General features: G+C 32.9%; 21 protein-coding genes. 2 read left to right on the forward strand and 19 right to left on the reverse strand.

The window, feature by feature from the left end; translation table 11 throughout:
- Positions 1 to 23: 23 nt before the first annotated feature.
- From JL001_RS14090 to JL001_RS14100, 3 genes are all read right to left on the reverse strand, one after another.
- Positions 24 to 170 carry a hypothetical protein gene (locus JL001_RS14090; RefSeq protein WP_200977067.1) on the reverse strand — a complete coding sequence of 49 codons (147 nt, stop codon included), beginning with the start codon at positions 168 to 170 and terminating at the stop codon, positions 24 to 26.
- A 120-nt stretch (positions 171 to 290) separates the two neighbouring features.
- Positions 291 to 494, reverse strand: a complete 204-nt coding sequence (locus tag JL001_RS14095) for a hypothetical protein (RefSeq protein ID WP_200977069.1) — start codon at positions 492 to 494, stop codon at positions 291 to 293.
- Positions 495 to 591: 97 nt separating this feature from the next.
- Entirely contained in the window at positions 592 to 948 is a 357-nt protein-coding gene (locus tag JL001_RS14100; protein WP_200977071.1) for a response regulator, read from the reverse strand.
- 509 nt (positions 949 to 1,457) lie between these two features.
- Here JL001_RS14100 and JL001_RS14105 point away from each other — a divergent pair.
- A complete protein-coding gene (locus JL001_RS14105) occupies positions 1,458 to 2,843 on the forward strand; it encodes an undecaprenyl-phosphate glucose phosphotransferase (protein WP_200977077.1) in 1,386 nt (461 codons plus the stop codon).
- A 721-nt stretch (positions 2,844 to 3,564) separates the two neighbouring features.
- Positions 3,565 to 4,797: a polysaccharide lyase gene (locus JL001_RS14110; protein WP_200977079.1), complete on the forward strand. Its 1,233-nt coding sequence runs from the start codon at positions 3,565 to 3,567 to the stop codon at positions 4,795 to 4,797.
- Between the two features lie 50 nt (positions 4,798 to 4,847).
- Here the strand turns inward: JL001_RS14110 and JL001_RS14115 are convergent, their stop codons facing one another.
- The 16 genes from JL001_RS14115 to JL001_RS14190 all read right to left on the reverse strand — a co-directional run bounded on the left by JL001_RS14115 (position 4,848) and on the right by JL001_RS14190 (position 24,962).
- Positions 4,848 to 5,402, reverse strand: coding sequence for a serine O-acetyltransferase (locus JL001_RS14115; protein WP_200977081.1), 555 nt, complete (start codon positions 5,400 to 5,402; stop codon positions 4,848 to 4,850).
- A gap of 30 nt (positions 5,403 to 5,432) precedes the next feature.
- Positions 5,433 to 6,218, reverse strand: coding sequence for a WecB/TagA/CpsF family glycosyltransferase (locus tag JL001_RS14120; protein WP_200977084.1), 786 nt, complete (start codon positions 6,216 to 6,218; stop codon positions 5,433 to 5,435).
- Positions 6,205 to 7,290 carry a glycosyltransferase gene (locus tag JL001_RS14125; RefSeq protein WP_200977086.1) on the reverse strand — a complete coding sequence of 362 codons (1,086 nt, stop codon included), beginning with the start codon at positions 7,288 to 7,290 and terminating at the stop codon, positions 6,205 to 6,207. The genes JL001_RS14120 and JL001_RS14125 overlap by 14 nt, the downstream gene beginning before the upstream one ends.
- A 123-nt stretch (positions 7,291 to 7,413) precedes the next feature.
- Complete coding sequence (locus JL001_RS14130; protein ID WP_200977088.1) at positions 7,414 to 8,454, reverse strand: glycosyltransferase family 4 protein; 1,041 nt, start codon at positions 8,452 to 8,454, stop codon at positions 7,414 to 7,416.
- Between the two features lie 131 nt (positions 8,455 to 8,585).
- The gene (locus JL001_RS14135) at positions 8,586 to 9,665 is read right to left on the reverse strand and encodes a glycosyltransferase family 4 protein (RefSeq protein ID WP_200977096.1); all 1,080 of its coding nucleotides are present in this window, start codon (positions 9,663 to 9,665) and stop codon (positions 8,586 to 8,588) included.
- Positions 9,666 to 9,789: 124 nt separating this feature from the next.
- The gene (locus tag JL001_RS14140) at positions 9,790 to 10,683 is read right to left on the reverse strand and encodes a polysaccharide deacetylase family protein (protein WP_200977106.1); all 894 of its coding nucleotides are present in this window, start codon (positions 10,681 to 10,683) and stop codon (positions 9,790 to 9,792) included.
- Positions 10,684 to 10,694: 11 nt separating this feature from the next.
- The gene (locus JL001_RS14145; RefSeq protein ID WP_200977108.1) at positions 10,695 to 12,359 is read right to left on the reverse strand and encodes a GNAT family N-acetyltransferase; all 1,665 of its coding nucleotides are present in this window, start codon (positions 12,357 to 12,359) and stop codon (positions 10,695 to 10,697) included.
- Positions 12,360 to 12,421: 62 nt separating this feature from the next.
- Positions 12,422 to 13,966 (reverse strand): GNAT family N-acetyltransferase, encoded by a 1,545-nt coding sequence (locus JL001_RS14150; RefSeq protein ID WP_236252820.1) that lies wholly within the window; start codon positions 13,964 to 13,966, stop codon positions 12,422 to 12,424.
- 47 nt (positions 13,967 to 14,013) lie between these two features.
- Entirely contained in the window at positions 14,014 to 15,567 is a 1,554-nt protein-coding gene (locus JL001_RS14155) for an oligosaccharide flippase family protein (RefSeq protein WP_200977117.1), read from the reverse strand.
- Between the two features lie 84 nt (positions 15,568 to 15,651).
- Positions 15,652 to 16,959 (reverse strand): UDP-glucose/GDP-mannose dehydrogenase family protein, encoded by a 1,308-nt coding sequence (locus JL001_RS14160; RefSeq protein WP_200977119.1) that lies wholly within the window; start codon positions 16,957 to 16,959, stop codon positions 15,652 to 15,654.
- Between the two features lie 5 nt (positions 16,960 to 16,964).
- Positions 16,965 to 18,014 carry a DUF354 domain-containing protein gene (locus JL001_RS14165; protein ID WP_236252821.1) on the reverse strand — a complete coding sequence of 350 codons (1,050 nt, stop codon included), beginning with the start codon at positions 18,012 to 18,014 and terminating at the stop codon, positions 16,965 to 16,967.
- A 74-nt stretch (positions 18,015 to 18,088) separates the two neighbouring features.
- Positions 18,089 to 19,321 carry a polysaccharide pyruvyl transferase family protein gene (locus tag JL001_RS14170; RefSeq protein ID WP_200977128.1) on the reverse strand — a complete coding sequence of 411 codons (1,233 nt, stop codon included), beginning with the start codon at positions 19,319 to 19,321 and terminating at the stop codon, positions 18,089 to 18,091.
- Positions 19,322 to 19,370: 49 nt separating this feature from the next.
- A complete protein-coding gene (locus tag JL001_RS14175; protein ID WP_200977130.1) occupies positions 19,371 to 20,666 on the reverse strand; it encodes a hypothetical protein in 1,296 nt (431 codons plus the stop codon).
- Positions 20,667 to 20,675: 9 nt separating this feature from the next.
- On the reverse strand, positions 20,676 to 21,578 hold the full coding sequence (locus JL001_RS14180) for a glycosyltransferase family 2 protein (protein ID WP_200977132.1): 903 nt from the start codon (positions 21,576 to 21,578) through the stop codon (positions 20,676 to 20,678).
- Between the two features lie 217 nt (positions 21,579 to 21,795).
- Positions 21,796 to 24,213, reverse strand: coding sequence for a GumC family protein (locus JL001_RS14185; protein ID WP_200977139.1), 2,418 nt, complete (start codon positions 24,211 to 24,213; stop codon positions 21,796 to 21,798).
- An 11-nt stretch (positions 24,214 to 24,224) separates the two neighbouring features.
- A complete protein-coding gene (locus JL001_RS14190; protein ID WP_200980435.1) occupies positions 24,225 to 24,962 on the reverse strand; it encodes a polysaccharide biosynthesis/export family protein in 738 nt (245 codons plus the stop codon).
- Between the last annotated feature and the right edge of the window lie 240 nt (positions 24,963 to 25,202).

Consider the following 25,202-nt stretch of genomic DNA (forward strand, 5'->3'; position numbering starts at 1 on the left):
ATTTATGATATCATTAAGCTGGATTATTTGTCTTTTTTTCCTCCTTTGAAAAGAGTATTCCTAACATCCACAGAGGAAACACCTGCTCCAATTCCAATAAGTACACAAACAATCAATAAAAAGAGTTGGGCACCAGAGCCCAAAGGAGAACTGAATATTTCTAGCAACATGTTATTAATGTTTAAATGATGGTCTTAATTTTTGCGCAATTTAACACCTCAAAAACATAGTACAAAGTGATCAATAAAAAAACTGGCTTGTGTGGTTAACACAAGCCAGTTTAATGTTTTTTAGTCAATTTCGTCATCGAAGTCGTCAAAGTCTTCTTCGAATGCATCTTCTAGGTCATCCTGATCAAAGTCAATAAGACTTTCATCTACCAGGTCTTCGTCATCATCAATTTCGAAAACATCTTCTTCAAAGTCGGTAATGAATTCTTCGTCTTCCTCGAAGTCGTCAAATTCGTCATAATAGTTGTCTGATGCTCTTGCCATAATGTTATATTTTAAAATGAATTTAGGCAGGATTGTTTGTGCTATTTACAATAAAAAATTATTCGATACAATAGGTGTTTTTCAAAAATGCTGGAAGTCAATTGAATATTTTATTTAGGTATTTCGATACCAAAGGTTTGCTTAAAAACCTCTTGACTTGATTATAAGAATGGGCCCTGTTGATATCCCTTTGGTCTATGGAACTAGATAGAATGTAAATTTCAGTCTTTTGTTGATCGCAGCTATATCTTTCCAGAAAATCCCAGCCGCTCATTTCTGGCATGTTCAGATCCAAAAACAAATAGTTGGGATTAATAGCATTGATTTTACCCAACGCTTCAGCCGCTCCACCAAATTTAAAAATTTGACAGGGCATTTTTATATGTCGGGCGATAAGACTTTCAGTAACAAAAATGCTGATAGGGTCATCATCTATTAAGACTACTTTTACCATAATATGCAAAATTTACGATCTGAAAGAGTTAAAACTATATGTAAAAGTATGTGTTTATTAGTTAAAAACCACCTTGTTATGGCAAGTTTATTTGCTCTTACCTTTAAATTTTTTGTGAATTAAATATTAATTGAATTTGAAGAAATGCAAATGATATTAATTGCTTTTGGTTCTTGTGCAATACACTTACATAATTAGATCATTCATTTTTGAATATTAAAAAATGCTTTTTAAAATAATTAATATGTATTTTGTTTGCATTGTAGTTGTGAATCATTTAAATTAGCATAAAAGTTATAAGATACTGTCAGTCAGTAGGTTGTGATATAGATAAACTGCAAAATAACCGTAATGAACGTAATAGAAACGTGTATGAATGAATTTATACGGTAATGAAAGCCTAGTTAAAGCTAAATAGCCATACTCAGCAGTAGTTTAAACTGTCTTTTATTTTCAATGATTAAAACTGAATTTGTTTAAAGGATTAATAAATTTTTACAGACATTATTATGAATAGTTCTAATAAAATTGTCGCGGGTTTTTTCTTGATTTGGGATGTCCTAACCATAGGATTAACATTTCTAGTCTCCATTTATTTGTATAAAGAAAATGGATTCCAAACCCTTGATTGGATTATGTTTTTTGCTTTAACTTCATTATGGTTTGTTATCGTAATGTGGAGAAGATTGTACTACTTTGATTTTAATAGTGATTTTAGTAGTCGGATAATGAATTACTTAAAATCAAGTGCGATTTTGGTTATAATGTTAGGTATAATATACCTAGTGTTCACCTTTCCTCCGACTTTTAGAAAAGTTGTACTGTCTTTTTCTATAGGCTTTCCTTTAATTGGTATTGTAACTAACTTCTTTATCCTAAGTGTTATCAATAGGTTGAAAAATAATGGAGGGGCCGGTAAGAATGTTTTAGTAACAGGAGTAGGGGATATGGTTGGGAAAGTGAACTCCTATTATAATGAGAACCCAGGAAAAGGATACAATATTAAGGGGTTAGTGAAATATGATACTCTTGTAGAAGCTGAGGCAGCTGATATTAGTGTGCCTTATGTGAGCGATGTTAATAGAATGGGGGATTATATCAAGGACAATCAGGTAGATGAGATTATTGTTGCATTGCCTGTTCAGTGTTCTGAGGAAATTAAGAAAATTCTAAATACAGCTGACTATCACGGAACAAGGGTCAAGTTTGTGCCTGATTATCAAGATTTATTGGGGTCTGGTTACAAAGTAACCAAGCGGGGAAGTCTAGATATGGTAAACGTCAGACAAATGCCTTTAGATGATAAGTTGTCATTTTTCGTCAAGGAGTGTTTTGATTGGTGTTTCTCTAGCTTAGTCTTATTGTTTTTATCTCCGATATTCTTGGTGATTGCCATATTGATAAAATTGGATTCCCCAGGATCCGTATTTTTCTGTCCAACCAGAATAGGTAAGGGAGGAAAACCGTTTAGAGTGTTCAAATTTAGAACCATGAGTGTCAATGATACTTCAGGGACCGCTTCTACGGTAAAAGATGATCCAAGGATTACTAGAATAGGTAGGATTTTGAGAAAGTATAGTATTGATGAATTACCACAATTTGCCAATGTATTTATGGGAGATATGAGTGTGGTTGGGCCGAGACCTCACAGAACTTTTCTAAATCAAGAATTTCAAGAGAGCGTTGATAAAGCAATGGTAAGACATTATTTTAAACCAGGTGTGACTGGTTGGGCTCAGGTAAATGGCTGGAGAGGCCCCACAGAAACTGATGAGCAGAAGCAGCAAAGGATTGCTCATGATCTATGGTACCTAGAGAACTGGTCAATGAAATTAGATATTAAAATAATCTATTTAACTGTTTTTGGTAAGAAAACGCATGGGAGCGCTTTTTGATAGGATTTAATGGCAGGTTCAAACGGAGCAGTATTTGTTAACCTTGATAAGTACAATGAACTATTAGTTGATTTTATTTAATAGTCTATATTATCGATTTAGCTTGGATTTTATTCAATTTATTTACAATGCCATACCATTTGTATATAGTCTTGCTTTCATTAAGGCAAGACTATTCTTTGTTAAAAGAAAATAATTAAGTGTGGAGTAAACACTCAAAGTGTGGATTTTATTCTACAATATTTTCTACTTATTCGAATTAGTTATTTAATAATTGATAATTTTCTTGCAAGTAAATTTTAATTATTTGAACAACTTTATTTGTTTTTTATATTTTTAGTAAATTACATTATATTTAAAATGTTAATTTTTCAATAATAGATGTAAATATTATGGTTGAATAAGTGTGATTTATAATAATTTACCTAAACAATTTTTTGAATAAAATGTTTCATTTTTTATTTACGTTTTTATATTGTTTATACACATTTTGAAGTTGTTTGTTTATGATTTTAAAAATGTGATGAAATTCAAACATTTCCGTGGTATGGTAATTGGCAATTAGCGAGTAAGGAAAGCTTAATTACCCAGTGAAGCTTCCTATTTATTAACTCACAACCATACAAAATTATGTTTGAAAAAATTAGAGAAGGGCCTGTGTAAGCTCACCTAGAAAAAACTACACTTGAAAATTGAAATCACCTAACCAAAAATTTATTTAATGAAATCTACTAAGTTTAACTACAAAGGGCTAGCGCTAGGCTTATCTGCTGCCCTATTCATCACTTCATGCCAGATTGATGAATCACAGCAAATGGAAATTCAAGAAGAAACCGACGTACTTAATGCGACTGTTTCTTTAGATAATTTCTTCTTTTATGATGATTTAGAAGGAAGTAATCCTTTGAAGGGAGTCCATGTTCAAAATAGCACTAGCTATGGAATGAATATAGTCAGTAACAATGTATTTAAGGGAAGTAAAGCCATACGTATGGAGCTTCGTGATACTGATGAATTGACAGCTAATGGTACAAGAACGGAGTTACTATTTGGAAAAGTGGATGCTGCAAAGGAAAAATGGTATAGTTTTGCCGCATACTTTCCTTCTGATGGATATAAAATGGATAGATCAAATGAGATCATTACTCAATGGCACCAAGGAGGGAAAAGTCCTGCTTTGTCTTTGAGAGTTCAAGACGATAAGTTTTGCATTAGGACTCTCCATGAAAACCCTGATATAAAATGGAAATATACTTATTTTGGAAATTTTGTGAAGGACAAATGGACTGAGCTGGTATTTCATGTTGTCCATTCAGGAGGATCCGATGGACTTGTAGAAATATGGCAAAATGGAACAAAAGTATTAACTCACAAAGGGAAGAATACTTGGGACGACGCTGATTTACCAAATTGGAAAATAGGTATCTATAAAGCAATATGGAATAAATCAACTACAGATACAGATAGAAGGGTTGTTTATTATGATAACATCAAGATTGGTAATAAAAACATCTCTTTCGAAGAAATGATTTCTGATGTTACATTTGATTTACTTCCATCATTGGATCTTAATATAGAAAAGGAAACATCTATTTCAGTTGTAGATGCAACTACTGAGACAATATACGATGAGGAAATGCATCCAGGAGAAATATACTGGTTTAGCAGAATTGGAACAGAGAAGCTTAATTTTGTGGCAAATGTAGATGATCTTGTAAAGAGAGTTAAGTTTAAAGTTTTTAAAGAACAATCTAATGGATCGTATGCTGAAATAAGAAGTTCTGAGGACAAGCGAGCACCATTTTGTCTATTTGGAGATAATGGTAAAGGGAATTATTATTATGGTGATCCTTTGAATAAAGGAAAGTATAAAATTTATGTTTATACCTACGCAGATGAAGAAGGAAAAGTAGCTATTGGAGAAACTTTCTCAAGTTCTTTTAAACTATATTAAATTAAAAAAGGCTCCTTAGGGAGCCTTTTTTGTTCTATTTTTTTATATACTTATTTATTTATTGCAATGACCTTTGCAGGCACTCCGGCCACGGTCGCATTATCAGGAATGTCTTTAGTTACAATGCTCCCTGCTGCAATGGTTACGTTGTTACCAATGGTTAATGGACCCAATATCGTTGACCCTGTCCCTATATAACAATTGTTTCCAATAAGAACGTCTGAGTTTTCCATTCCAGGCTTTTTCTTTCCAATTAAAACACGAGGTAGTATGGTGCAATTTTTCCCTATTTGAGCGAAGACAGCGATTCTTATAAAACCCGGATGTACAATATGTAGTCCTTCATCTATGGTATTAGGGTGTATATAAAAGCTGTATTTTTGCTTTAGCCTTCTATGGTTCCATAGATAAAATAAATATTGAAATTGATTAGTAAGGGAACTTCGCTTGTCACTAAAATACTCCAGGTACCTTAGGTTTCTGATAAAATTATATATTCTAAAAGAATCAGCGAATGTTAATCTTTGTAAAAGCAAATTGTTAACATGGTTTAACTCTCTTTCCAACTTAAGTATTCTCTTAAGTTCTTTTTTATTTTCAATCATGAGAACTTTCGAATAAAAGGATATAAAAATCTAGCTGACTTTTCTTTGATTGATCATTTTTTTAGATGAAGAGATTTGTTTCATTACCAGAACAGCATAAAGGGGGGCTTCAGAAAAGTATCTTTTGCCCAATCTGACAGGTTGATAGCATAACCTGAAAAGCCAACCTAATCCAGCTTTTTTCATCCACTCAGGCGCCATTTTTTGCACGCCCGCAGCATAGTCAATTGATGATCCCAAACCCAAACTTACCGGTATATCATATTTTTGATAGTAACGACTGATAAATTTTTCCTGCTTGGGTGCCCCTAATCCTACAACTAGAATATCAGATTGACTATCCTTTAAAAGTTTGACAATTTTATTTACCTCAGATTTATCGTTTTCAAAACCAAATGGTGGACTATAAGTGCCATTTATCGTTAAACCAGGGTAAAGTGACTCCAAATTATTCTTAGCCATCTTTCCAACACCAGGAGCTGCCCCCAATAAGAATATTTTAAGCTTCTTTTTTGCTGAAACTTCACACAGCTTAAAAAAAAGAGAAGAACCGCTAACCTTTTCAGTTAAGGGTTGCTTGAGCAGCATGGATGTCCAAATAAGCGGCTTTCCATCTGGTATAAGTAAACTGGATGTATTGAGAATGTCTTTATAAGAATCATCCTTATGGGCAGTAACCAATAGGTTCATATTTGGTGTGAATATGGCAGTTCTTTTTTTAAGCTTTACCGCATCCACGATATATTCAATCGTATCATTAAAAGAAATGTTGGAAACCTTAACGCCAAGAATATCAACCTTATTAAACCTCTTCATAGCTTACCTCTTTAATTGTTGTTTTAAGCAATTTGTCCCATGATTGGGTAGCATAATCTTGAGAATGATATCTAACGATAAGATCTCTTGCTGATTCAGAAAGTGCTTGATATTCAGAACTGCTCAATTGCATTGCTTTTTTTATAGCTTTACTTATGTTGAGCGAATTTGGATCGTTAATAAGGAAACCTGTTGTTTCGTTTACTACATCTGAAATATCAGCAACATCTGTACTAATTGCAGGCAAACCACATGCCATAGATTCCATCATGGCACAAGGAATGCCCTCAACTTTTGAGGTTATTATAAAAAATCTGGATTTATTGATGAATTCAATTACTTTATTGCTGTGGCCAGCGAAAATGACTTGATCAACTAAGTTTAACTCTTTAACCAAAGACTTTAGTTTCTTTTCCATAGGTCCTTTTCCTACAATAGTGAACTTTGGAAACAAATTGTCTTTTTTAAGCAACGCTAACGCTTCAATGATCAGGTTGATATTTTTTCTTTCCTCTAAAACACCTATGTAGAGAAGATCGTATTCCTTTGTACTATCTTTTGAAGGGAAAAAATCATGGTTAGTATCAATGGTACTGTGCAGTATGGAAATCTTATCTGAAGGAACACCTGTACTTTCCCAATACTTTTTTGTAATAGATCCAGGGACATTTAAGTGTTTTGCTTCAGTGACAGCTTTGGAAATAATATGGCCAAAGGGCCAAACTTTCATGTAATCTTGTGTCAGGTTGTCAATTTCACAGAAAATGAAGGGGGTAGAGGTTAATTTTGAAATAATATAAGAGAAAAAACCGTGTGGTTTGAAGTTATAGCTGACTATTAGATCAGGTTTTATTTTTCTTATTTTAGACAGCATAAAAAATGGCGATAATAAAAGGTAAAAAGGTTTGAACCTTAGTAGAGCTGGTAAAATGATATATTTTAGCTTGTTAATGTCTGGGCCTTGCTCTTTCCTGATCAAGATAATTTCTTCAACAAAATCTACTTTTGTCAATGGCTTTAGTTTATAAATTACCTGACTTGGCTTTAGCCCTGCTATAATTACAATCTTCATTATTAAAAATTTTTGTGGAGTGACTTAAAGTTATTCGGTTACTTTATGGGCTGCGTAAAGTGTTATACAAATATATAAAAATGCTTTTTGTATCAAAATAAATTATGTTTAATATTTGCTATTTTATTTCGATAGCACTGATGAATAAATGTTTTTTAGCCTTAGCGCTACACTATTAAGGTCCAAACCTAATTCAAGTAGCCTACTTCTACCATCACATTCATTGGTGTTGATTAGACCTAAAATTTTATTTTTTAAATCGACAGGATCAAAGTCAGTCAAGACATAACCTTTTGTGTTTCCTATTAAAGAAGCTACATCACCTACATCCGTAAAAACTCCTTTACAATTACAGGCCATAGCCTCTTTCACTACATTTGGAGAGCCTTCTTGGAGAGAACACATTACTAATAGGTCAGCTGAATTCAGGTATGCAATGATCTTACTATGTTCTATAGGGTAAGGGGTTAATATTTCAATATTGTGATCTCTAAGGCTTTTTTTGATTTTATTAAGCAATTGAAAATTCTTTCTTGGATCATTAATGTTTCCTAGAAAAAGAACATATTTCTTATCCGGCTTGAGATTAAGGGATTCCATGCAGGATTTTTCAGTTGGATAAAATATGTCTAGGTTAACCCCGTTAGGCAAAATATTTGATTTATTTTTTTGCCAAACAACTTTTTCAATATTAGGCGATTTTGAGATTATTTTTTTTACAAAAGGCTGAATAATTAGGGAAGACACAGTAAGAATATTTAGGCTTGGTTTTGCTTGAGAAAGCTTTTCAACCCTGCCATATGCATCCGTTCCCATTAGTGAGAGCACGATTGGAATTTTAGGTCTACTTAGAACTGCCACCCAGGCAGAAAAGGTAAAATGGGCGTGTATAAGGTCAAAATTGGATTTTTTTAGAATTTTCCTTAACCTTCCTATGTTGGATATGTACCCTTTAAAACCTTTTCCTATGATTCTAAAGTAAGTAACATTGATGTTAAGCTTCGATAAAGAATCTCCTTGAACTTTAATAAAAGGAGCTACATCAAAGCCCTTAATATTTCCTGAGGATACAAAAAGGACATTATATTTTTTTTGTTTGTCACTGATCAAGTCTTTTTCTAAAGACATAGAACCCTTTTGTGATTTAATTGCAGTAATTTGCATTTTTTGTTGACAGTTTGTGGTGTAGGACAGATAGATAAACTTCACTCGGATTGGAGGATTGATTAGTAGAGTAGAGGTTAAAGTCTTTGTCTTTCTATTCCTGAGTCTTAAATACGCTTATGGTATTTGAATTAAAGGGATTTACTATAAATTGATTTTAAGCGATTGGCAATACTTTTTGTGTCTAGACCTAATGAAATAATGCGGTTTCTACCTTCAATTTCACTCGTTCTATCAACGGATAGTATTTTGTCCACTAAGTTGTCTTTATTAAACTTAGTAATAGCATAACCTTTAGTGCCTTTAATAATACTTTTCACATCGCCCACATCTGTAAATACTCCCTTACAATTAGATGCCATTGATTCTTTCACTACATTTGGAGATCCTTCTTGTAATGAGCACATTACTAAAATGTCAACTGATGATAAGTATTTTATGATTTTATCATGATTGACAGGGTAAGGGGCAATTATTTCATAGCCAAGATGATTAAGGTCATCTTCAGCATCCTTGAGTAGCTGAAAGTTCTTGTTATAATTATTAGTATTACCCAAGAACAAAATGTATTTAGATGTTTTTGACAGACCGAGCTCGTTCCGGTAACATGTTCGTTTACCATCAAATTTTTCAATATCAACTCCATTTGGTAATATATATGATTTCTTTCTCATCCAAACATGTTCTTCGATATTGGAGGATTTTGAAATAATACTTCTTACAAAAGGTTGAATTAAATATGTTAAAAAAGTAAGGTATTTATTGACAAATGGGATTTTTGATGAGTTTTTTACTCTACCTAGTGCATCAGTTCCCATTAAGGATAAAACAATTGGAACCCTAGTGAATGTTAAAACAGCAACCCAGGCAGAAAGAGTGAAATGAGCATGAATTAGGTCAAAATTATTTTTTTTGATAAAATTTCTTAGGTTTTTAATGTTTTTGAGATACCCAAAAAAACCTTTTCCTTTTATTTTAAAATAAGTAACCTCAGTTCCAATTTCAGTAAGAGAGTCCCCTTGAACTTTGATGAAAGGAGCTAAATCAAAATTTTTCTGATTTCCGGAAGAAACGAAAAGTACTTTTTTTATTTTCTCCCCAAAGTTGGTAAAGTGGACGTTTCTACTTTCTTCAATGGAGTATAAATCATCATGATTTTCTTCTTCTATTAGGTCATCAAAATAAGTGTTCTTTTTAACGATTGGGTTCATTTTTTTAGTATACATATTAAATAATGAAAAAACGATTTAGATCGATTTCACATCTAAATCAGATAAATATACGATTTTTAATCCAGTCTGGATTGTGTATGTTTCTGAAAATAAATGTTTTAAGTTAGTTTACTTTTGTGTTTGAATGCCATATACCGACCATTCGGCAAATATTTTCTGCTTTAGATCCTCCTTCCAAAAAACCTATTCTAGGCAGACAATAATTGTCGTGTAACATATCTTTGGTTAATACTTTAGGTATAGTTGAAAATGCCAACTCAAAATTATTCTTTTTAAGTAACGCTATTTCTCGAGAACCATAATCTCCATTAGGGTACGCGAAGGTCGAAATGGGCTTCTCAGTCCAGAGTTCAACTTTTTCTTTGCTGTGCGTTATTTCAAACTTTAACTCACTTTCTGAGCATCTAATTAAAATAGGATGGCTATGAGAGTGGGCTCCGACTGATACAAAATCAGACAAGATGTTCTTTATCTCTTGTACTGTCATTGCTTCCCTAGGTGCCTTAATTTTATCTTGAATGCTGGCCATAAATTTTAATCTTTCTACATTGGGCAGTAATTTTAATTCATCTTTATTCGGTAAGTTTAATTTGTATTTGTTTGCTTTTTTGGCAGTAGAAAACCAAAAATTCCCCTGTTCTATAGCCTCAGTTGCTAAAAAAATTTGAATAGGGACTTTCTCACGGTCTGCAACTTTTGCCATGTTCTCTATATTGGAGGCCCATCCATCATCCACAGTAATTAGTGCAGCACCTTTTGGAAATGGCATTGCTCCTTTAATGATAGCTTTTATATCTTCAACACTTATAAAATAAAATCCATTCTTTTTTAACCATTTTATAGCAAATTCAAACTCTTCTTTTGAAGGTTTATGGAAATATATAGACAGAATTTTTTCCTCTGTTAGCGCAGACTGTTTTGCCTTCCTAACTTTTCCTGAAAGAATAAATGTTTGCGCTACACAATAGGCAAGAAAATTTCTTACTTTTTTTTTCATCCGTTTATAGCTTAATAATTAAAAAAATGTGATTCATAAGACTGAAGTTCCTTCCAAAGTTTCTTTAAAAACACATCATTAGATTTTATTTGTAATTCTAGTAGATCTATCTGACTATCTTGAATTATTTCATTTGCAATGCAACTGATAAAATCAATAATAGAAAGTTTGGTTTCATGTGAGAGGTATGAAAAAGCTAAGGTATTACTTCCTATAATTATATCTTTTCCTTGATGTTTTTCCCCTGTCTTACTGTTTTTTGGAATGAACCATAAAATTGCTTTGAGCTCACCATTCTCAATTAAGGTATAAGAATCATGGTTAAGTTCAAATCTCTTCATGGCATCCAGTAAAAATTTTTGAGAAACATGCTTGTCGAAGAGGTTCGTAACAGTTAAGAAATCCTCTAATCTGTTTTTTCTTATTGGCTTACAGGGAATTTCTAAAGGTAATTCTGCAATGTTTAACTTGAAAGAATCTTTAGGTACTGGATTGGCATCTTGATCAATCAAATCTATAGTGATTTCATCTAAAGTTTTCTGATTGGGTTTGATGCGAATTTTTTCGTTTTTTTTCTTTAATACAAAGCCTTTTAATAAAGCATTCCTTTTTTGATCCGAAATGTTATTCCGCTTTAGTAATTGTTTAATATGATTGGTAGCATATTCTTTTAACTGTAGTTTTTTCTTTTCCCATCTTGAACAAAATACTATTTCATGTGTAATTAAAAATTTAGATGCCAACATAGATTTATATCCATCAACACCTCCTGGAGTTAAATCAAAAATTCCAATATTTTCCTCACACAGTGACTTTCCTAGCATTAAAAAATGTAAAATTCCTGGGGAAAATTTAGCGTAATTGGGACTATGTGTATTGATTCCTTGTAAGTGAACCACATTTGACCCTTTAAACCCTACGTTGGAGGCTATGATTTCTTCGTTAAGTTTTAAAATTGTTACATGAAGTATTCCAAGTTTAAAACAATCCATTAAAAAATGTTTTCTTAAGGGATCATTCATGAAAGTGAGTTTACCATACATTGCTCCCTTCCTGAAATCATTTTGAATAATTAAATCATCAATTATACTTTTAAATTCTTCATGGGATTCTATTTTTTCAAAAACTAAGCTTCCTTTACGCTTTAGTCTATTTATTTTTTCCTTTTTATTTTTTTTCCGTAGTTCTTGAGCAATCTTTTCTTCATTACTTTCAAGAATAGGTTGCTGATAGGTTTTGGAAAAAATTCTTTTTTGAAAATACCCATCATCTTTAATGAAGTTCAGAGGTGTTTGACTGGGAACGTACTTTAGATTAATTGATGCATTAGGAAATGTTTTTTCAAACAATTTTAAGGAGTTACTAATAAACGCATCATTATTTGCTGGTGTACTTATCCAAGATTGATATTCAGCCTGGGACAATCCAGGGTGTGAATATATATTTTCAGATGTCTTTGTCAAAAATAAGAGGCCTTTTAAAGTACCATCAACCGTATAATCGGAAATTACAATTAGGTTGGACTGATCCCTATAGTTATTATGCCATGTTCGAATGAAGGCAGGACTTTGAAAAACTGTGGACCAAGGACAATTAGACATAAGTTCTTCCCATGCTTCATTGAAATTGCTATCATTTAGCAACTCAATTACATCAATGTTTTCATAGATTTTCATGAATAGGAATTGTTTTGCATATTAGAAAAATGTCATTCTTATACTGGTAATTTTAAGTTACCTTATGGAATGTTTTTTAAGATTGAAGTAACATTATCAAGCACAACTCTTTCATATCTTTTAAAGGAAGGGTGTAAGTAATGTTGAACTATTTTAGGTGTAATTGAACCTGTTGGGATTTCCAAGTTTTGATCTTCTTCTTGATCAAACCAAATACAACACCTTAAAATATTTTGGCTCGAATAAGTATAAAAGTGAAGTCCTTCACTAATTAGTTTGGAGGCATTTTCTAAAAATTCCCATTGTGTTTCACCACTAGGATCATTGAAAAGAAGTAATTCTTTTAAATCATTCTTTTTGAAAACAATCGCTTTAATATCCGTAATATCTTGGCTATCAGCTGTACGATCCGGTTTTTGAAGTTTTTTTACTATTTTGTTTTTGAAGAGGTACTTTTGTTTTTTCAAAGACAGCTCAAATGACATCGGTCTGACATTAAGCTTCAAGAGAGATTTGTGAATGATTTTTTTTACGCTTTTTTTGAGTTTGAATTTTACATTTTTACTGATGGATATTTCTACTACCTCATCACTACTGGTAGAGATTCTCTCTTTATAACCATCGTCACCCGGTGTTAGGTCAAAGACCATATATCCTTGATCCTTCATCAGTTGGCCGAGCATGAAGAGGTGAACCAATGAAGGAGAATGTTTAGCGTGAAATGGGGAAAAGGAAATTAAACCAGCTAGATGAATCCATTGATGGTCCTTTACTCCTATTATTGACGATATAATTTCGCCATCTAGCGTCAAAACTGTTACATGTAAAATACCCGATTCGAACAGAGATTGTAAAAAATACGGCCTTTGAGGATCTTTTTTTGATGGTATTTTATTGAACATAGCTGCTTGACGGAAATCTAAATGAACCAGAACTTCCTTTAGTACTGCTCTAAATTCATCTGGATCGTTAATTTCTTTTAGTTCAATTTTTCCAACTCTATTGATTCTATTGAACTTGGCTTTTAAATGTCTTTTTCTAAACAACTTTTGCTCATCGGTCAGCTTAAAGTCCATTAATGGTCTATGGTGATTAACAGATACTAAGTGTTTTTTCCACTGAGTATTGTTAATTAAGGGGTTGATCAGATTTTTAGCAGGTATAAATCTTAAAGAGAAGTGACAATTTGGGTATTCTTCAAATAGAGCTTCAATGGCATTCATTAAAAAGCCGTCGTCTTCAGACCCTGATAACCAAACTTGATATTCCGCATCAAATAATCCTGCCCCTTTAATTTCTAAAGATGAATTTACTTTGATTGGTTTACCATTAGTTTTTGCTGTTAAGAATAGTAAACTTTTGATATTGTCCTCTTCTATGCATAAAATTATGATGGGAGAGAAAATATCACTATTGTTTTCATACCAACTTCTCACGAACTCCTTACTTTGAAAAATCGTCGCCCATTCACAATTTCTGTATAAATTATCCCAAGAGTGTAAAAACTCAGGGTTGTTCATGAGATCCACAGCCAATTTCCCAGAGACTATGACTGGTTTTGTGGTAATTTTTTCGATATCACTAAAAATGTAACCTAGCATTTTCATCAAATTTTGGTTTGAAAATTGTTAAATCGATACGACAAAAAAAGATACTAATTACTGCTTAATTTTTTTTTAAGTCCCTTTAGCTTCGGAGCAACCATAGACAACATCATCGTTTTGTCCGATTGGTTAAGTAAAGCAAACCAAGAAATTATAAGAATTGGTAAAAAAGCAAGTAGTGCGGCTACAGCCATCATCAGCCAACTGTTAATGACGATAAATTGTCCTGTTAAATTTGCAGATAAAAATGATGCGAAGAAGAGCGCAACTCCAGCTGCCAATGGAATATAAAATTCCATTATGCCAATGTTTAGTATTTTACTGGCATAAATAGGGGAGAATATTCCATTTTTACTGGTTACCGCTATTGCTCCAGCTAGTGCTACGCCCCAGAAACCAAAATCCAAGTAACCCACAAAAAATAAAGCCAAAAGAAGGTTGACAACACCCATTCCACCAGTTACCAAGCCTGGTATTTTTACTTTATTTAAGGAAGTGTTGATAGGGAAGAGAGGCAAAACTCCTAAATTTACCACTAAATGACATAGCATTATAATCATCAGGTTTGAGTATTGGGCAAACTCAGGCCCCAACCATAACGTTAATAGTTCTTTTGAAAAGCCACATATTATTCCTGTCATTATTCCTATGCCTATGGCCAAAAACTTTACACCTAACTTTGCTATTCTTATGACGTCATCAATTTTATTATTAGCAAAGGAAATTAATAGCATAGGACCAATTAGACCACTTAATATTGTGGCCATTGTTCTTATTAAAATGTTCCATTGGAGGACTGCAGAGTATTTACCTGTTGCCTCAGCACCAAAAAACTTATTGACAATAAAAACATCGATTTTAAGAAATAGAAGAAATCCAATTTGATTTACAACTAACCAGCCACCCATACTGGTCAATTTTCTTAATCTTTTTATATCAAAATAGGAAGGCTTTATTTTTAATTCGGGAGTAAGCTTTTTCCAAAAGTTAATTGAATAGATTAATGAAATGGTAGCTCCTACAAAATTAGCCAGTCCAACAAACTTTAATGAAGGCTCGAATAAAGTGAATAATACTACGATTGTAATGATCCGGAATATTACTCTATTTAGGTCCATGATTTTTCGTAAATCAAGCCTATTGTATGCGTACATTGATGTGCTGAAAATACTACTCAGCAGAGATGTCAAATAACCTGCGAATGTAAAGCCAAACAAATAGTAGGTATCTTTTAATAAATCGTCAGGGACTTCAAATATTTGAGCTACGTCTACAGTAATATAGGTTAAAACTGGGATTTGCACAGCTATGATAGCTGCCATCGTAAAAAAAGCCGTATTGAATGTTTTATTTCCACTTAGCCATTCATTGTTTTGAATGTCAATAGTGAGGAACCTTGTGATTGCACCATTAATGGAAACAGTAATTATACTTATATATTCGGTAAATACCATTGCCAAGGGAACTAAGCCATAAGCAGCAACACCCACATATTTGATCAAGTAAGGCACCATCCACAGTCCTATTAGAATATTGACGATAAAGGACACAATATTCATTGTCAGGTTCTTTGGAAACTGATTTTTAAAATTCTTGTTTTTCATAGATAATTCTAAAGAATAGTCGTGAAAATAAAATACACGGTTATAGAGGGTGTTGCTAAAAATAAAGGGCAGCTTGGAGAAATATTACCAACAGAGACCTGCGTAATTTGACATTGACTCCAATTCTGGAATTCTTACCAAATCAATTAAGGCGTCTTTTGATTTAAGTTTATCCATATAGTTTGAGGGATCAAAATTTTTATGATTTAACAAAACCACATCAGCATTGTCTAAAGCTTCGTCAGGGTCATTGGTAATAAGATCTGAAAGGTGAGGTAGAAGTTTTTCAATGAATATTTTATTTGCTCCTACCAGCTTAGAAATATGTACGTTTTTATCATATATGGTTAAATTAAATCCTTTTCCTATCAATTTTTCTGCGATATCCACAGAAGGACTATACCTCAAATCATCAGTATCTTCTTTGAATGAAAGCCCCATAAGTGCTATGTTCTTTTTTCCGGTATTTTGAATGAGTTCAAAAGCAATTTGTTTTTGAAGCTCATTGGATTCATGAACTGCATTTAAAACTGGAGTGGTGAGATAATTGTCATGGGCTAGTGTTACAATTCCTTTCAAATCTTTAGGAAGACAAGAGCCGCCATAAGCAAATCCAGGTTTAAAGTAGGCAGGAGAAATATTTAACAAGGTATCTTTACAAAAAATATCCATTACTTTATGAGAGTCGATATTCAAAGATTTACAGATATTACCTACTTCATTAGCAAATGAAATTTTAAGCGCATGGTAGGAGTTGTTGACATATTTTATAATTTCTGCAACCTCAATATCTGTTTGAATGATTGGAGCTTTTAAATTTTCATAAAGACTGGAGACTTTGGATAATGCTACTTCATGATCTCCACCAATAACAGTAACTGATGGATTGTAATAGTCTTTCACAGCTGACCCCTCTCTAAGAAATTCTGGATTGGATACTACCGAAAAATGTTCCCCTCTTTTTTTTCCAGAGTAATTCTCAATGATTTGACCAATTTTTTGATTCGTACCAGGCATGACGGTACTTCTAACGACGATTACATGAAAGTCTTCTTTATCAGCAATTGCTTCACCAATTTGTTCAGCGGTTTTATGAATATAATCTAAGTTTAAGTGTCCATGTGGAGAGGATGGAGTTCCCACACATATTATACTTATTTCAGAACTATGTACTGCTTCTTTGGCGCAAGTGGTTGCAGAAATTTTCGATTTAGAGTGCTCTTCATTAATAATATTCCCAATTTCTTTTTCAATAATTGTGGGTAAACCATTATTTATAAGGTTTACTTTATATTCATTAATATCTACACCTATTACCTTATGGCCATTTTTTGCCAAACATCCTAGACTTACACAACCAACATATCCCAAGCCAAAAATTGAAATATTCATAATGTTTATTTTTTTATAAAATGTAAAATTTGTTTTTCCATAAAAAGAATCATATCGTCCCATTCTTCTAAAAGGGAGGTTCTTATGGATGTTTGATGTTCTTTATTAAAAGTATTTTTTAGATATCTATTAATGTGTGGAATAGCTGATTTTCCTGAATAGTGATCTAAAATTCCTTTAGCAATCAGTAATCTATTAGCTTTCATTTCTCTTATACCACAATATATACTTGGGACTCCCAGCATGGCACCTTCTCTAGCCATGCTATCTCCCGATGATATCACAAGTTTGGAGAAATACATCAATGAGTGTATGTCATCTATAGGCTCTTGTAGAACCGTCCAGTTAACAGGATATTTATCCTTTAAAGATTTATCCTCAAGGGAAAGTAATATAGGGAAATCAGAATCAATTGAGTCAGAAATACTGTTTACAATAGCATCCTCTTGATCATAGTAATTGAAAGATTTGTTACTTACTTCTCTTACAAAAACATATTGATAAGGTTGAACATTGTATTTTTTCAAGACTTCAATAGAAGGGTGGAAGTAGGTTGGACTCAAATAACTCCATTCCTTTAAACAATTAAAAATACCTGTTTTTTTATTTTCGGCAACAATTGGTGGAAAGAATAACTTATTGGAAAGTTTTTCATTTATGTTATTTACACTACGTCTTTCCGGATCATCATAAAATTGAATAACAGGTGTTTGAGTTAATTTAGAGGCTAAAGCTAATGGAATACTACTAGCAGCCACACAAATATCCACTTGCTCTTCTTTGATCAATTTAATAAAGTCTGTTGTCCGAGTTACATTTCCGCTCCAAAAAATAGACCATTTTGTTCCGTTACTACTTCCTATTTTCGTGGTACGAAATCCTGGATATTCTTTGTTTATAATTTTGGGGAGCTTGCCCCTGTTCAAATAACATATAATCACATCCCATCCATCTGACTTTAATTTTGACGCCAAACCTTTGAACAAGTTCAATTGTGCAGGATGCTTTATGTCAATTAAAATTTTCATTGATGATATGGTGTCTTTGATAATCATTTATGTATGTAAAGAAAGTAAAAAAATAAATGAAATTCAAATATATATATATGAAAAACATTTTTTAAAATAAATTAAGCATATTTTAAAGTTTTCAATTCGTTAATTTCCTTAACAATAAAATCAACTTGGTCCATTACCATCTTGGAACATTCAGAAACTTTTTCATCAATTTTTGATACAAGACTGTCATACACTGACTCAACGTTATTTATTTTTTTGTCTAATTCTTGTATGATGATTGAATCCCTACCGTATGGCCTATTTCTACAATCAATAATAGTTTCTGGCAAGCCAAGGCCTCTTCCTATTACGCCTGCGTACTTTTCACTATATGCTAAAGAGATGGCTGGTTTTCTCATGAAAAAGGAGGATACTGCAGCATGCATTCTCCCAGTAATTATCATATAAGAACCTCCTAAAATCTCTCTTGCTTCTGCAGGTTGAAGGATTTCTGTAATCGGTATAATATTTCCTAATTTATCCTTGCCAATATGATTGATTATCTCATTGATAATTACCCTATCGTCAGATTTGAGAGGAGCTAATACATGGCCTAAGAGTACAATCTTATGATCAGGAAATTTAACTTTAACCAAATCTATAATACCTAACCAAGTTTGAACATATTCTTCTTTGTCTGTATGGTATTTTCGCCAAAGACCGGATGATACAAGAGTAATGTATTTTGTGCCAATTTCTGGGTATTTTTTTCTAATTTCTTTACCGAATTCTTCTTGATAAGGGAGTGGCAACAATGCCAAATCACGACTTCTTACTGTTTTTTTAATTCCGATTTTTTTTGAAAATTCATAGCTATTATCATCTCTGCTAATGATAGGGATGTTTTTATAAAGCCTGGAAGTTATCAATTTGGTGGTTCCAGAAAATGGACCAAATGATTGCCCTGCAAGAATTACCTTACACTTCTTATTAATGGCGTTGTATATGGATCCTTTAAGAATAGCACCTTTTTTATAAACTTCCGAAAGATCGTCGCCTCCTAATACAATCAGCATATCAAAATTATCTGTGATTTCTGAAATTGATTCATCCTTGCCAAGGAAGTATTTTTGGAATTTTTGACTAGCAGGAATATTTGTTTGATCCTTTAATTGATATTGTTTTAGATCATCACAGCCAGTACCTGTTTTGATTCTTTCAAAGTTAAAATCATCACATTCACAATAGATTTCTGTTTCTTTGTCGATCAAAGGTTTGATTCTGCTTATTAAGTTAAGAGCCATCATTGCACTTCCATAGTTCAAAGTAGCTGCAACATGGGTAATGAGTATTTTTTGATTCATTTTAGGAATGATTTAATGTTTTATATTTTTTTATTATCTATGAGTATTATCAGTTTAAATGGGGCCTCGCATAATTTTTAGAAATGTTATGAGTCAGAACTTTCTTGGATTTCTTATAAATTATTTTTTTCGGTTTGTAGTAAGTTTTTCCATGTTTCAATGCGCTTAAGGCAAGCATAAGAAATGGTGCATAAGTAAAATTGGCTATAAATCGACCAGGGATAAGAACCATGAAAAACATGGCGAGGAGTGGATAATACACTTGACGATTTTTTCTAGGTATCTTGGCATTACCTATAATTAAGTAATTAATGATTAGTATTAAAAAGAGCAATACTCCCACGAGGCCTGTGCTGAACATAATGAAATTAATATCACTATGGATACCCCTTCCAACTCCAAAATATTTAATTCCAAAATCTACACTATCAAAAAATTTGATCCCAAAAAATAATTTCGAAGGACTTCCGCTATTTTTTAGCTCTTGATATAAATAAAAAGTTTCTAAATATCTTCCTTCCTGATCATAGGATTCCAAATTTTGAATTCGTTCCCTTTCTTCCAGTTGTGCTTCTAAGGGTGCCTTATATAATGGATAAGCCAATATTAGTCCTGCCATCAAGACGACAAAAATTACTAAGACCTGAAAAATCACCTTTTTATTCAACAGAGAATATATAACTATACCAGCCAATAGAAGCAATAAAGAAGTCCTCCTAGTGGTAACAATCATGATAACTATATTGACAAAAATGAATGTTATGTCTAGTGATTTTAAGAATACAGTAGTCTTTTTTTCTGATAGAATGTATTGGATACCTAAAAAGGTCACGATTGGTACGATATACATTCGGTTTGTCTCTAAGAAGCCTGTCGTAAAACTTGAAGAGTAAGATTCTCCAATATGAAATATATTTGAGAATACGATGTAAATAGGGATTGATATTAATAAAAATCTATTGTAAGGTTCGAACTCTTTGAGAAAGTCTATTTTAGAGCCCATAAACCTACCCACAATTAACATCATCAAAGCTATTAATATGGCTACAGCATGCTTGGCTGACCATATTAAATTGCCATGGTTAAAAATGAGAAGTGTCATTAAATATCCAGCAACTATAAAAAAAATAAGATCGGCTGTTCTTAGGGCTTTGTTTGCAATAATATAGAGAATGAGAAGAAGAGCTGGTAGAATATATCTTATGGCAGCAAAAACTTTCATTTCTTTGTAAAACCCATCAAACATGGCGTAGACAACGTAAAAAATTATAACAGAAAATATAAAATTTTTCTGGTCAAAGATGAAACAAGTCATCAAAAGCAAGCCTAAAAATATAATTATCATCTGAAGCTATTATTTAGATAAGTTTTTCCTGTATTTGAGAATTAGATTTTTTACAAATGATGGAGTTCTGTTTAGGATAAAAAGTTCTCTCCAAATGGGCTTGTATCCACGGATTTTAGTAGCATATCTGAACCTATCCTCAATGATTTTTCCTTCATTGGTCAGCCCACCCCAGGCATATCGTTTACCAGTTGCCAGAGCTTTATATGCTATAAATTTGTTCAAATCATGATTGTTTTCAGAATAAAAGTCAAACCATGATTCTTTACAGGTGTCTTTTTTACCCACTCTTTCGACTATTGTCCCATCTGTTTTATAATAAATGGTCAACTCTTCTGGTGTAAATACAACCGGATATTTAATAGCTATTTTCGTCCACATATAAACATCTTCACCACTAACCATACCGACAGGGAAATACCCGACTTTTTCGAAGATGTCTCTCCTGACTATGGTAGCTGAAGTCCAAGCGATAACAGTTTCCAAAGATTTTTTAAAATAGTCATCAACTATACCTCTTTTAATATTGTGCTCTTGTGGATGATATTTGCCTTTATAAATGGTTGTATGTTCACAGTTATACATCCCGCCGGTGGGATAGTCCTCAATTAATTTGAACATTCTTTCTAAATAATTGGGCTTCCAATAATCATCGGCATCCATGAACGCTACGTATTTATTTGATGATTTCTTGATACCATAATTTCTCGCATCGGATACCCCTCCATTTGGCTTTGAATAGACCTTAATTCTAATGTCTTCATAGTCGCTTACTATTTGCAAACTTTTATCTGTGGATCCATCATTGACAATTATTATTTCAAAATCTTGAAAAGTTTGAGCTAGGACAGAGTCTAGTGTGTTGGCAATATTATCTTCCTTATTGTAAAGAGGAATAACTACGCTGAACATATTTAGATTAAATATTTAAATTAAATAATTGCTAAAGGATATTTATTCAGGCAATTAGGGCAGATACAGCTTCGCTTGGTCAGTCCCAAGAGGAAACTTAGCTTTATGTTGCCTATTGAATTTCATAAAAGTATGCTGGCTAATATCTAGGTACACACTGGTATGTAATAAAGGTTATTTTGGGGTTTGTTAATTATTGAAAAGCTTGGATTTGAAACTAGACAGCTGCCCGTCCGCTGCTGCCCCTAAACATTTTGCTAATCACATTTGATTTTTTCTTATCGTCAGAATAGTAGCCATATCCATACCCCCCATAACTAAGCTCTTTTGATGAAACATCATTAAAAACTGTATATACATTTTTAAAGCCTTTACCATCCTTCAGATAATTAATATCATTGATAAAAGATAGCTTGCTGTAGTTATATCTTACAACACATAAGTTGACGTCTGTTTGCCTTAAAATTGACAATGTCTCGCTAGTCAGTCCAATCGGTGGAGTATCCAATATAATGACATCATATATGTCTTTCAGATTATCCAACATGCTTTTAAATCTGTTATTTATCAACAGTTCTGCTGGATTTGGAGGGGTAGGTCCAGCAAGCATTAAGTCTAAGTTGGGGTATTGACTTTTTTGGATTACAGAATTGACATCTTCAACTTGTTTACTAAGAAATGTCGATAATCCTTTCGTATTGTTAAGGTTGAAATCATCAAATAATTTTGGTTTATGTAGATCGCAACCAATTAGAATGGTTTTTTTGTCACTTATCGCATAAGCTGCAGCTAAATTCATTGAAGTGAAGCTTTTACCTTCTCCAGCGATTGTAGAAGTAACCGCAATTGTAATGTTTCGGTCATTAGGAACCACAAAAGTTAAATTTGTCCTGAGCGATCTGAAGGACTCTGCTATGGCTGATTTATTTTTATTGAATACTACTAAGCTTTTTGAAGCATTATTGTGGCCAATTGAGGTCAAAATTGGGTTGTTCAATTTTGCCTCGAGTTCTTTCTTGTTTTTTATTTTAACACTTGTGAAAATAATTACACTAATGACTATTAAAGGAAGTATAAAACCTAAGGCAATACCAATAATATAAGTAGTCAAAGGTTTTAATTTTTGCGGCAAATAGGAAGGGACAGCTTTCTCCATTATTTCATCTGGAGCGGTATTGGATACCATAGCTATTGCTGCCTCAGCTCTTCGCTGCATTAAAAAATTGTATATATTTTCATTAAGAGTGAAGGAGCGTTGAATTTTCAATAGATCCTGTTCTGTAGTAGGCAACCTTCTGAATTCCCTTTCCAAATTGCTCAACCTTCCTTGTAGATCAGCAACTTTCAAGTCTGAATTTGAAATGATGTTAACTAAGACTTCGTTGATAGAGGCATTAGCATCATTGATTTTTCTAGACACTTCCTTTACTGCAGGGGAATTAGTCGTTTGTGTGGCCAAATACTGCGAACGCTGTGATTGAAGCAGTATTAAATCTTGTAATAATCTGTTGAGAATAGGGTCTTCAATACCTATGCCCGAAGGCAAGATGATATCGGAATAGCTCTCCGTATTTAAATAAGATTCCAGATTCTTATAGTATTCATTCTTAAACTCTTCCTGCGATAACTCAGTTTCTAAAGTGCTTATTTTTTGAAAAATTGAGTTACCTTCAGTACCAATATTATAGGTTCTGTTGTTGCTTCTGAAAGTCTGAAGCTTAGTTTCAATATCTGAAAGGGTGTCTGATACACCAGAAATTTGACGATCAATAAAATCAACCGTTTTTCTTGCTTGCATGTTTTTCTCTCTGAGCCCATTTTCCAAAAATGCATCAAATAGTGCATTTAAATAGTCCCTACCTTTTTCAGGAACATTAGTGATGATAGATACGCTTAGAATAGAACTTAAAGCATCCATTGGAGCAATTGTTAAGTTTTCTCCAATGTATTGTGCCAATAAACTGGACCTGTTTCTAAACATGACTTTAAGAGAGCCAGGTTTATCTACATTGACACTGCTTACCTTAAATTTACCATAGGGCGTTTCTACCCATTCATTAAACTTATAGGCTTTAGCTGGGGTGTCGCCAATTTCAACTTTTGTAAGTCTTTCTTGTCCAGGGGTATATTGGATGAATTCAGTTTCGTCGTATGAAAGAGTGAAGCTTGATTTATCTTTCCAGCTTATTTCAAATTTATTTTCGGTTATTTGTGAATGATCCCAGTCAACATCGATTTTCACTGGTAGTGCAATGTAAAGTTCATCATCCTTAAAAATACCTTCTCTATAATATTCTACATCAAAATCCAAATTGTCCAGAACTTGGTTGGCTAAGGTTCTAGATTTCAAATGGTGGGCTTGATTGGCCATTTTATTCGTTAGAATACTAGTCCTGCCAGAACTTAAACCTGTTAAGTTCAAAATTTCTCCGCTCTCACCTGCTTCTATTAATACCTTTCCTTCTATTTTATACTCTGACGGTTGGTGCAAATTATAGAAATAGGCTGCGCCGATAGATAGAAAAATAGAGGCAATGATGTAAGGCCAATACTTTACATACTTCAAAACAAGCTCTTTGAAATCAAATGTTTCAGAGCCGTCTTCTTTGTAATATTCAAATTCGTTGTTGCTCATGTTAAGAAAATTTAATTGTTGGTGGCATTATAGATCAGAACTCCTAAGGTTAAGGTGGTTACAAGAAGCTGAAAGGTTTGAATAAATGTAGCTCCAGTTCCAAGTTCCCTGACTTTCATTGGCTCAACATAGATTAAGTCATTTGGTTTTAGAAAATAAAAATCGGATTCAATTATTCTTTCATCTAATAGATCAATCTTAAAAACTTTGGAGCCTTCTGGATATTGTCTGATTAAAGTTACCTTGTCACGATTGGCTACAATTGTCATTTCACCAGCATTGGCAATGGCTTCAAAAATGGTAACACGGTTTTGTAAAATGGTGTATTTGCCGGGCCTGTTGAATTCGCCTAGAGCACTGTACCTAAGGCCTCCTAGTCTAACTCTTACGAAATAGTCGGACTCTGTATTTACATACTTTTTGACTTCATTTTCTATTAATGCCTTAGCCTCTTCAGTTGTGAGACCAATCATTTTAAATTCTCCAATGAGTGGCAATTCTACAAAGCCATCATCATCTAAAGTATAACCAGTCATGAAATATACATCACCACCGTCGATCATTCCTCCCCTCATGGCATTGCTATTTGAAGAGCCTTGATTGTCATTGAAAAGCAAATTTAATTCAGGGCTAGTGGTTCTAATATTGATATCAATGACATCATTTGCTTGTAGCTTATATTCTTCAATTTGATGCACTTTCATGTCACTGGCAGATGTCACCATTTCTTCAGACTTCTGCTCTTGCATATAGATCAGTCTTTTATTAGAAATACAGCTAAAAGAGAGCATACAGGTGATGCAGAAAACAATGTAAATTCTTAAATGTTTCATTATTGAATAGTTGAATAAGAATGATAAAAATTTTGGTATTCGATTGTGTCTTAAAGGTAAAAAAAAAAAATTCTATAAAACAATTTTAAATTAAAAAAAATGAAGTTTATATACATAAAAAAGCCGAAAGTTGTTTTATGAGTTGTTTTGAGCACT

It is taken from the genome of Echinicola sp. 20G (assembly GCF_015533855.1).
Taxonomy (GTDB): Bacteria; Bacteroidota; Bacteroidia; order Cytophagales; family Cyclobacteriaceae; genus Echinicola.

Coding starts and splice junctions, on each gene's coding strand:
- JL001_RS14175 (WP_200977130.1), bottom strand. CDS start 20,666: ATGATAATTATATTTTTAGGCTTGCTTTTGATGACTTGTTTCATCTTT.
- JL001_RS14170 (WP_200977128.1), bottom strand. CDS start 19,321: ATGAATCAAAAAATACTCATTACCCATGTTGCAGCTACTTTGAACTAT.
- JL001_RS14120 (WP_200977084.1), bottom strand. CDS start 6,218: ATGAAGAGGTTTAATAAGGTTGATATTCTTGGCGTTAAGGTTTCCAAC.
- JL001_RS14095 (WP_200977069.1), bottom strand. CDS start 494: ATGGCAAGAGCATCAGACAACTATTATGACGAATTTGACGACTTCGAG.
- JL001_RS14145 (WP_200977108.1), bottom strand. CDS start 12,359: ATGAAAATCTATGAAAACATTGATGTAATTGAGTTGCTAAATGATAGC.
- JL001_RS14105 (WP_200977077.1), top strand. CDS start 1,458: ATGAATAGTTCTAATAAAATTGTCGCGGGTTTTTTCTTGATTTGGGAT.
- JL001_RS14100 (WP_200977071.1), bottom strand. CDS start 948: ATGGTAAAAGTAGTCTTAATAGATGATGACCCTATCAGCATTTTTGTT.
- JL001_RS14185 (WP_200977139.1), bottom strand. CDS start 24,213: ATGAGCAACAACGAATTTGAATATTACAAAGAAGACGGCTCTGAAACA.
- JL001_RS14115 (WP_200977081.1), bottom strand. CDS start 5,402: ATGATTGAAAATAAAAAAGAACTTAAGAGAATACTTAAGTTGGAAAGA.
- JL001_RS14160 (WP_200977119.1), bottom strand. CDS start 16,959: ATGAATATTTCAATTTTTGGCTTGGGATATGTTGGTTGTGTAAGTCTA.
- JL001_RS14090 (WP_200977067.1), bottom strand. CDS start 170: ATGTTGCTAGAAATATTCAGTTCTCCTTTGGGCTCTGGTGCCCAACTC.
- JL001_RS14155 (WP_200977117.1), bottom strand. CDS start 15,567: ATGAAAAACAAGAATTTTAAAAATCAGTTTCCAAAGAACCTGACAATG.
- JL001_RS14110 (WP_200977079.1), top strand. CDS start 3,565: ATGAAATCTACTAAGTTTAACTACAAAGGGCTAGCGCTAGGCTTATCT.
- JL001_RS14135 (WP_200977096.1), bottom strand. CDS start 9,665: ATGAACCCAATCGTTAAAAAGAACACTTATTTTGATGACCTAATAGAA.
- JL001_RS14190 (WP_200980435.1), bottom strand. CDS start 24,962: ATGCAAGAGCAGAAGTCTGAAGAAATGGTGACATCTGCCAGTGACATG.
- JL001_RS14150 (WP_236252820.1), bottom strand. CDS start 13,966: ATGAAAATGCTAGGTTACATTTTTAGTGATATCGAAAAAATTACCACA.
- JL001_RS14130 (WP_200977088.1), bottom strand. CDS start 8,454: ATGCAAATTACTGCAATTAAATCACAAAAGGGTTCTATGTCTTTAGAA.
- JL001_RS14165 (WP_236252821.1), bottom strand. CDS start 18,014: ATGATTATCAAAGACACCATATCATCAATGAAAATTTTAATTGACATA.
- JL001_RS14140 (WP_200977106.1), bottom strand. CDS start 10,683: ATGAAAAAAAAAGTAAGAAATTTTCTTGCCTATTGTGTAGCGCAAACA.
- JL001_RS14125 (WP_200977086.1), bottom strand. CDS start 7,290: ATGAAGATTGTAATTATAGCAGGGCTAAAGCCAAGTCAGGTAATTTAT.
- JL001_RS14180 (WP_200977132.1), bottom strand. CDS start 21,578: ATGTTCAGCGTAGTTATTCCTCTTTACAATAAGGAAGATAATATTGCC.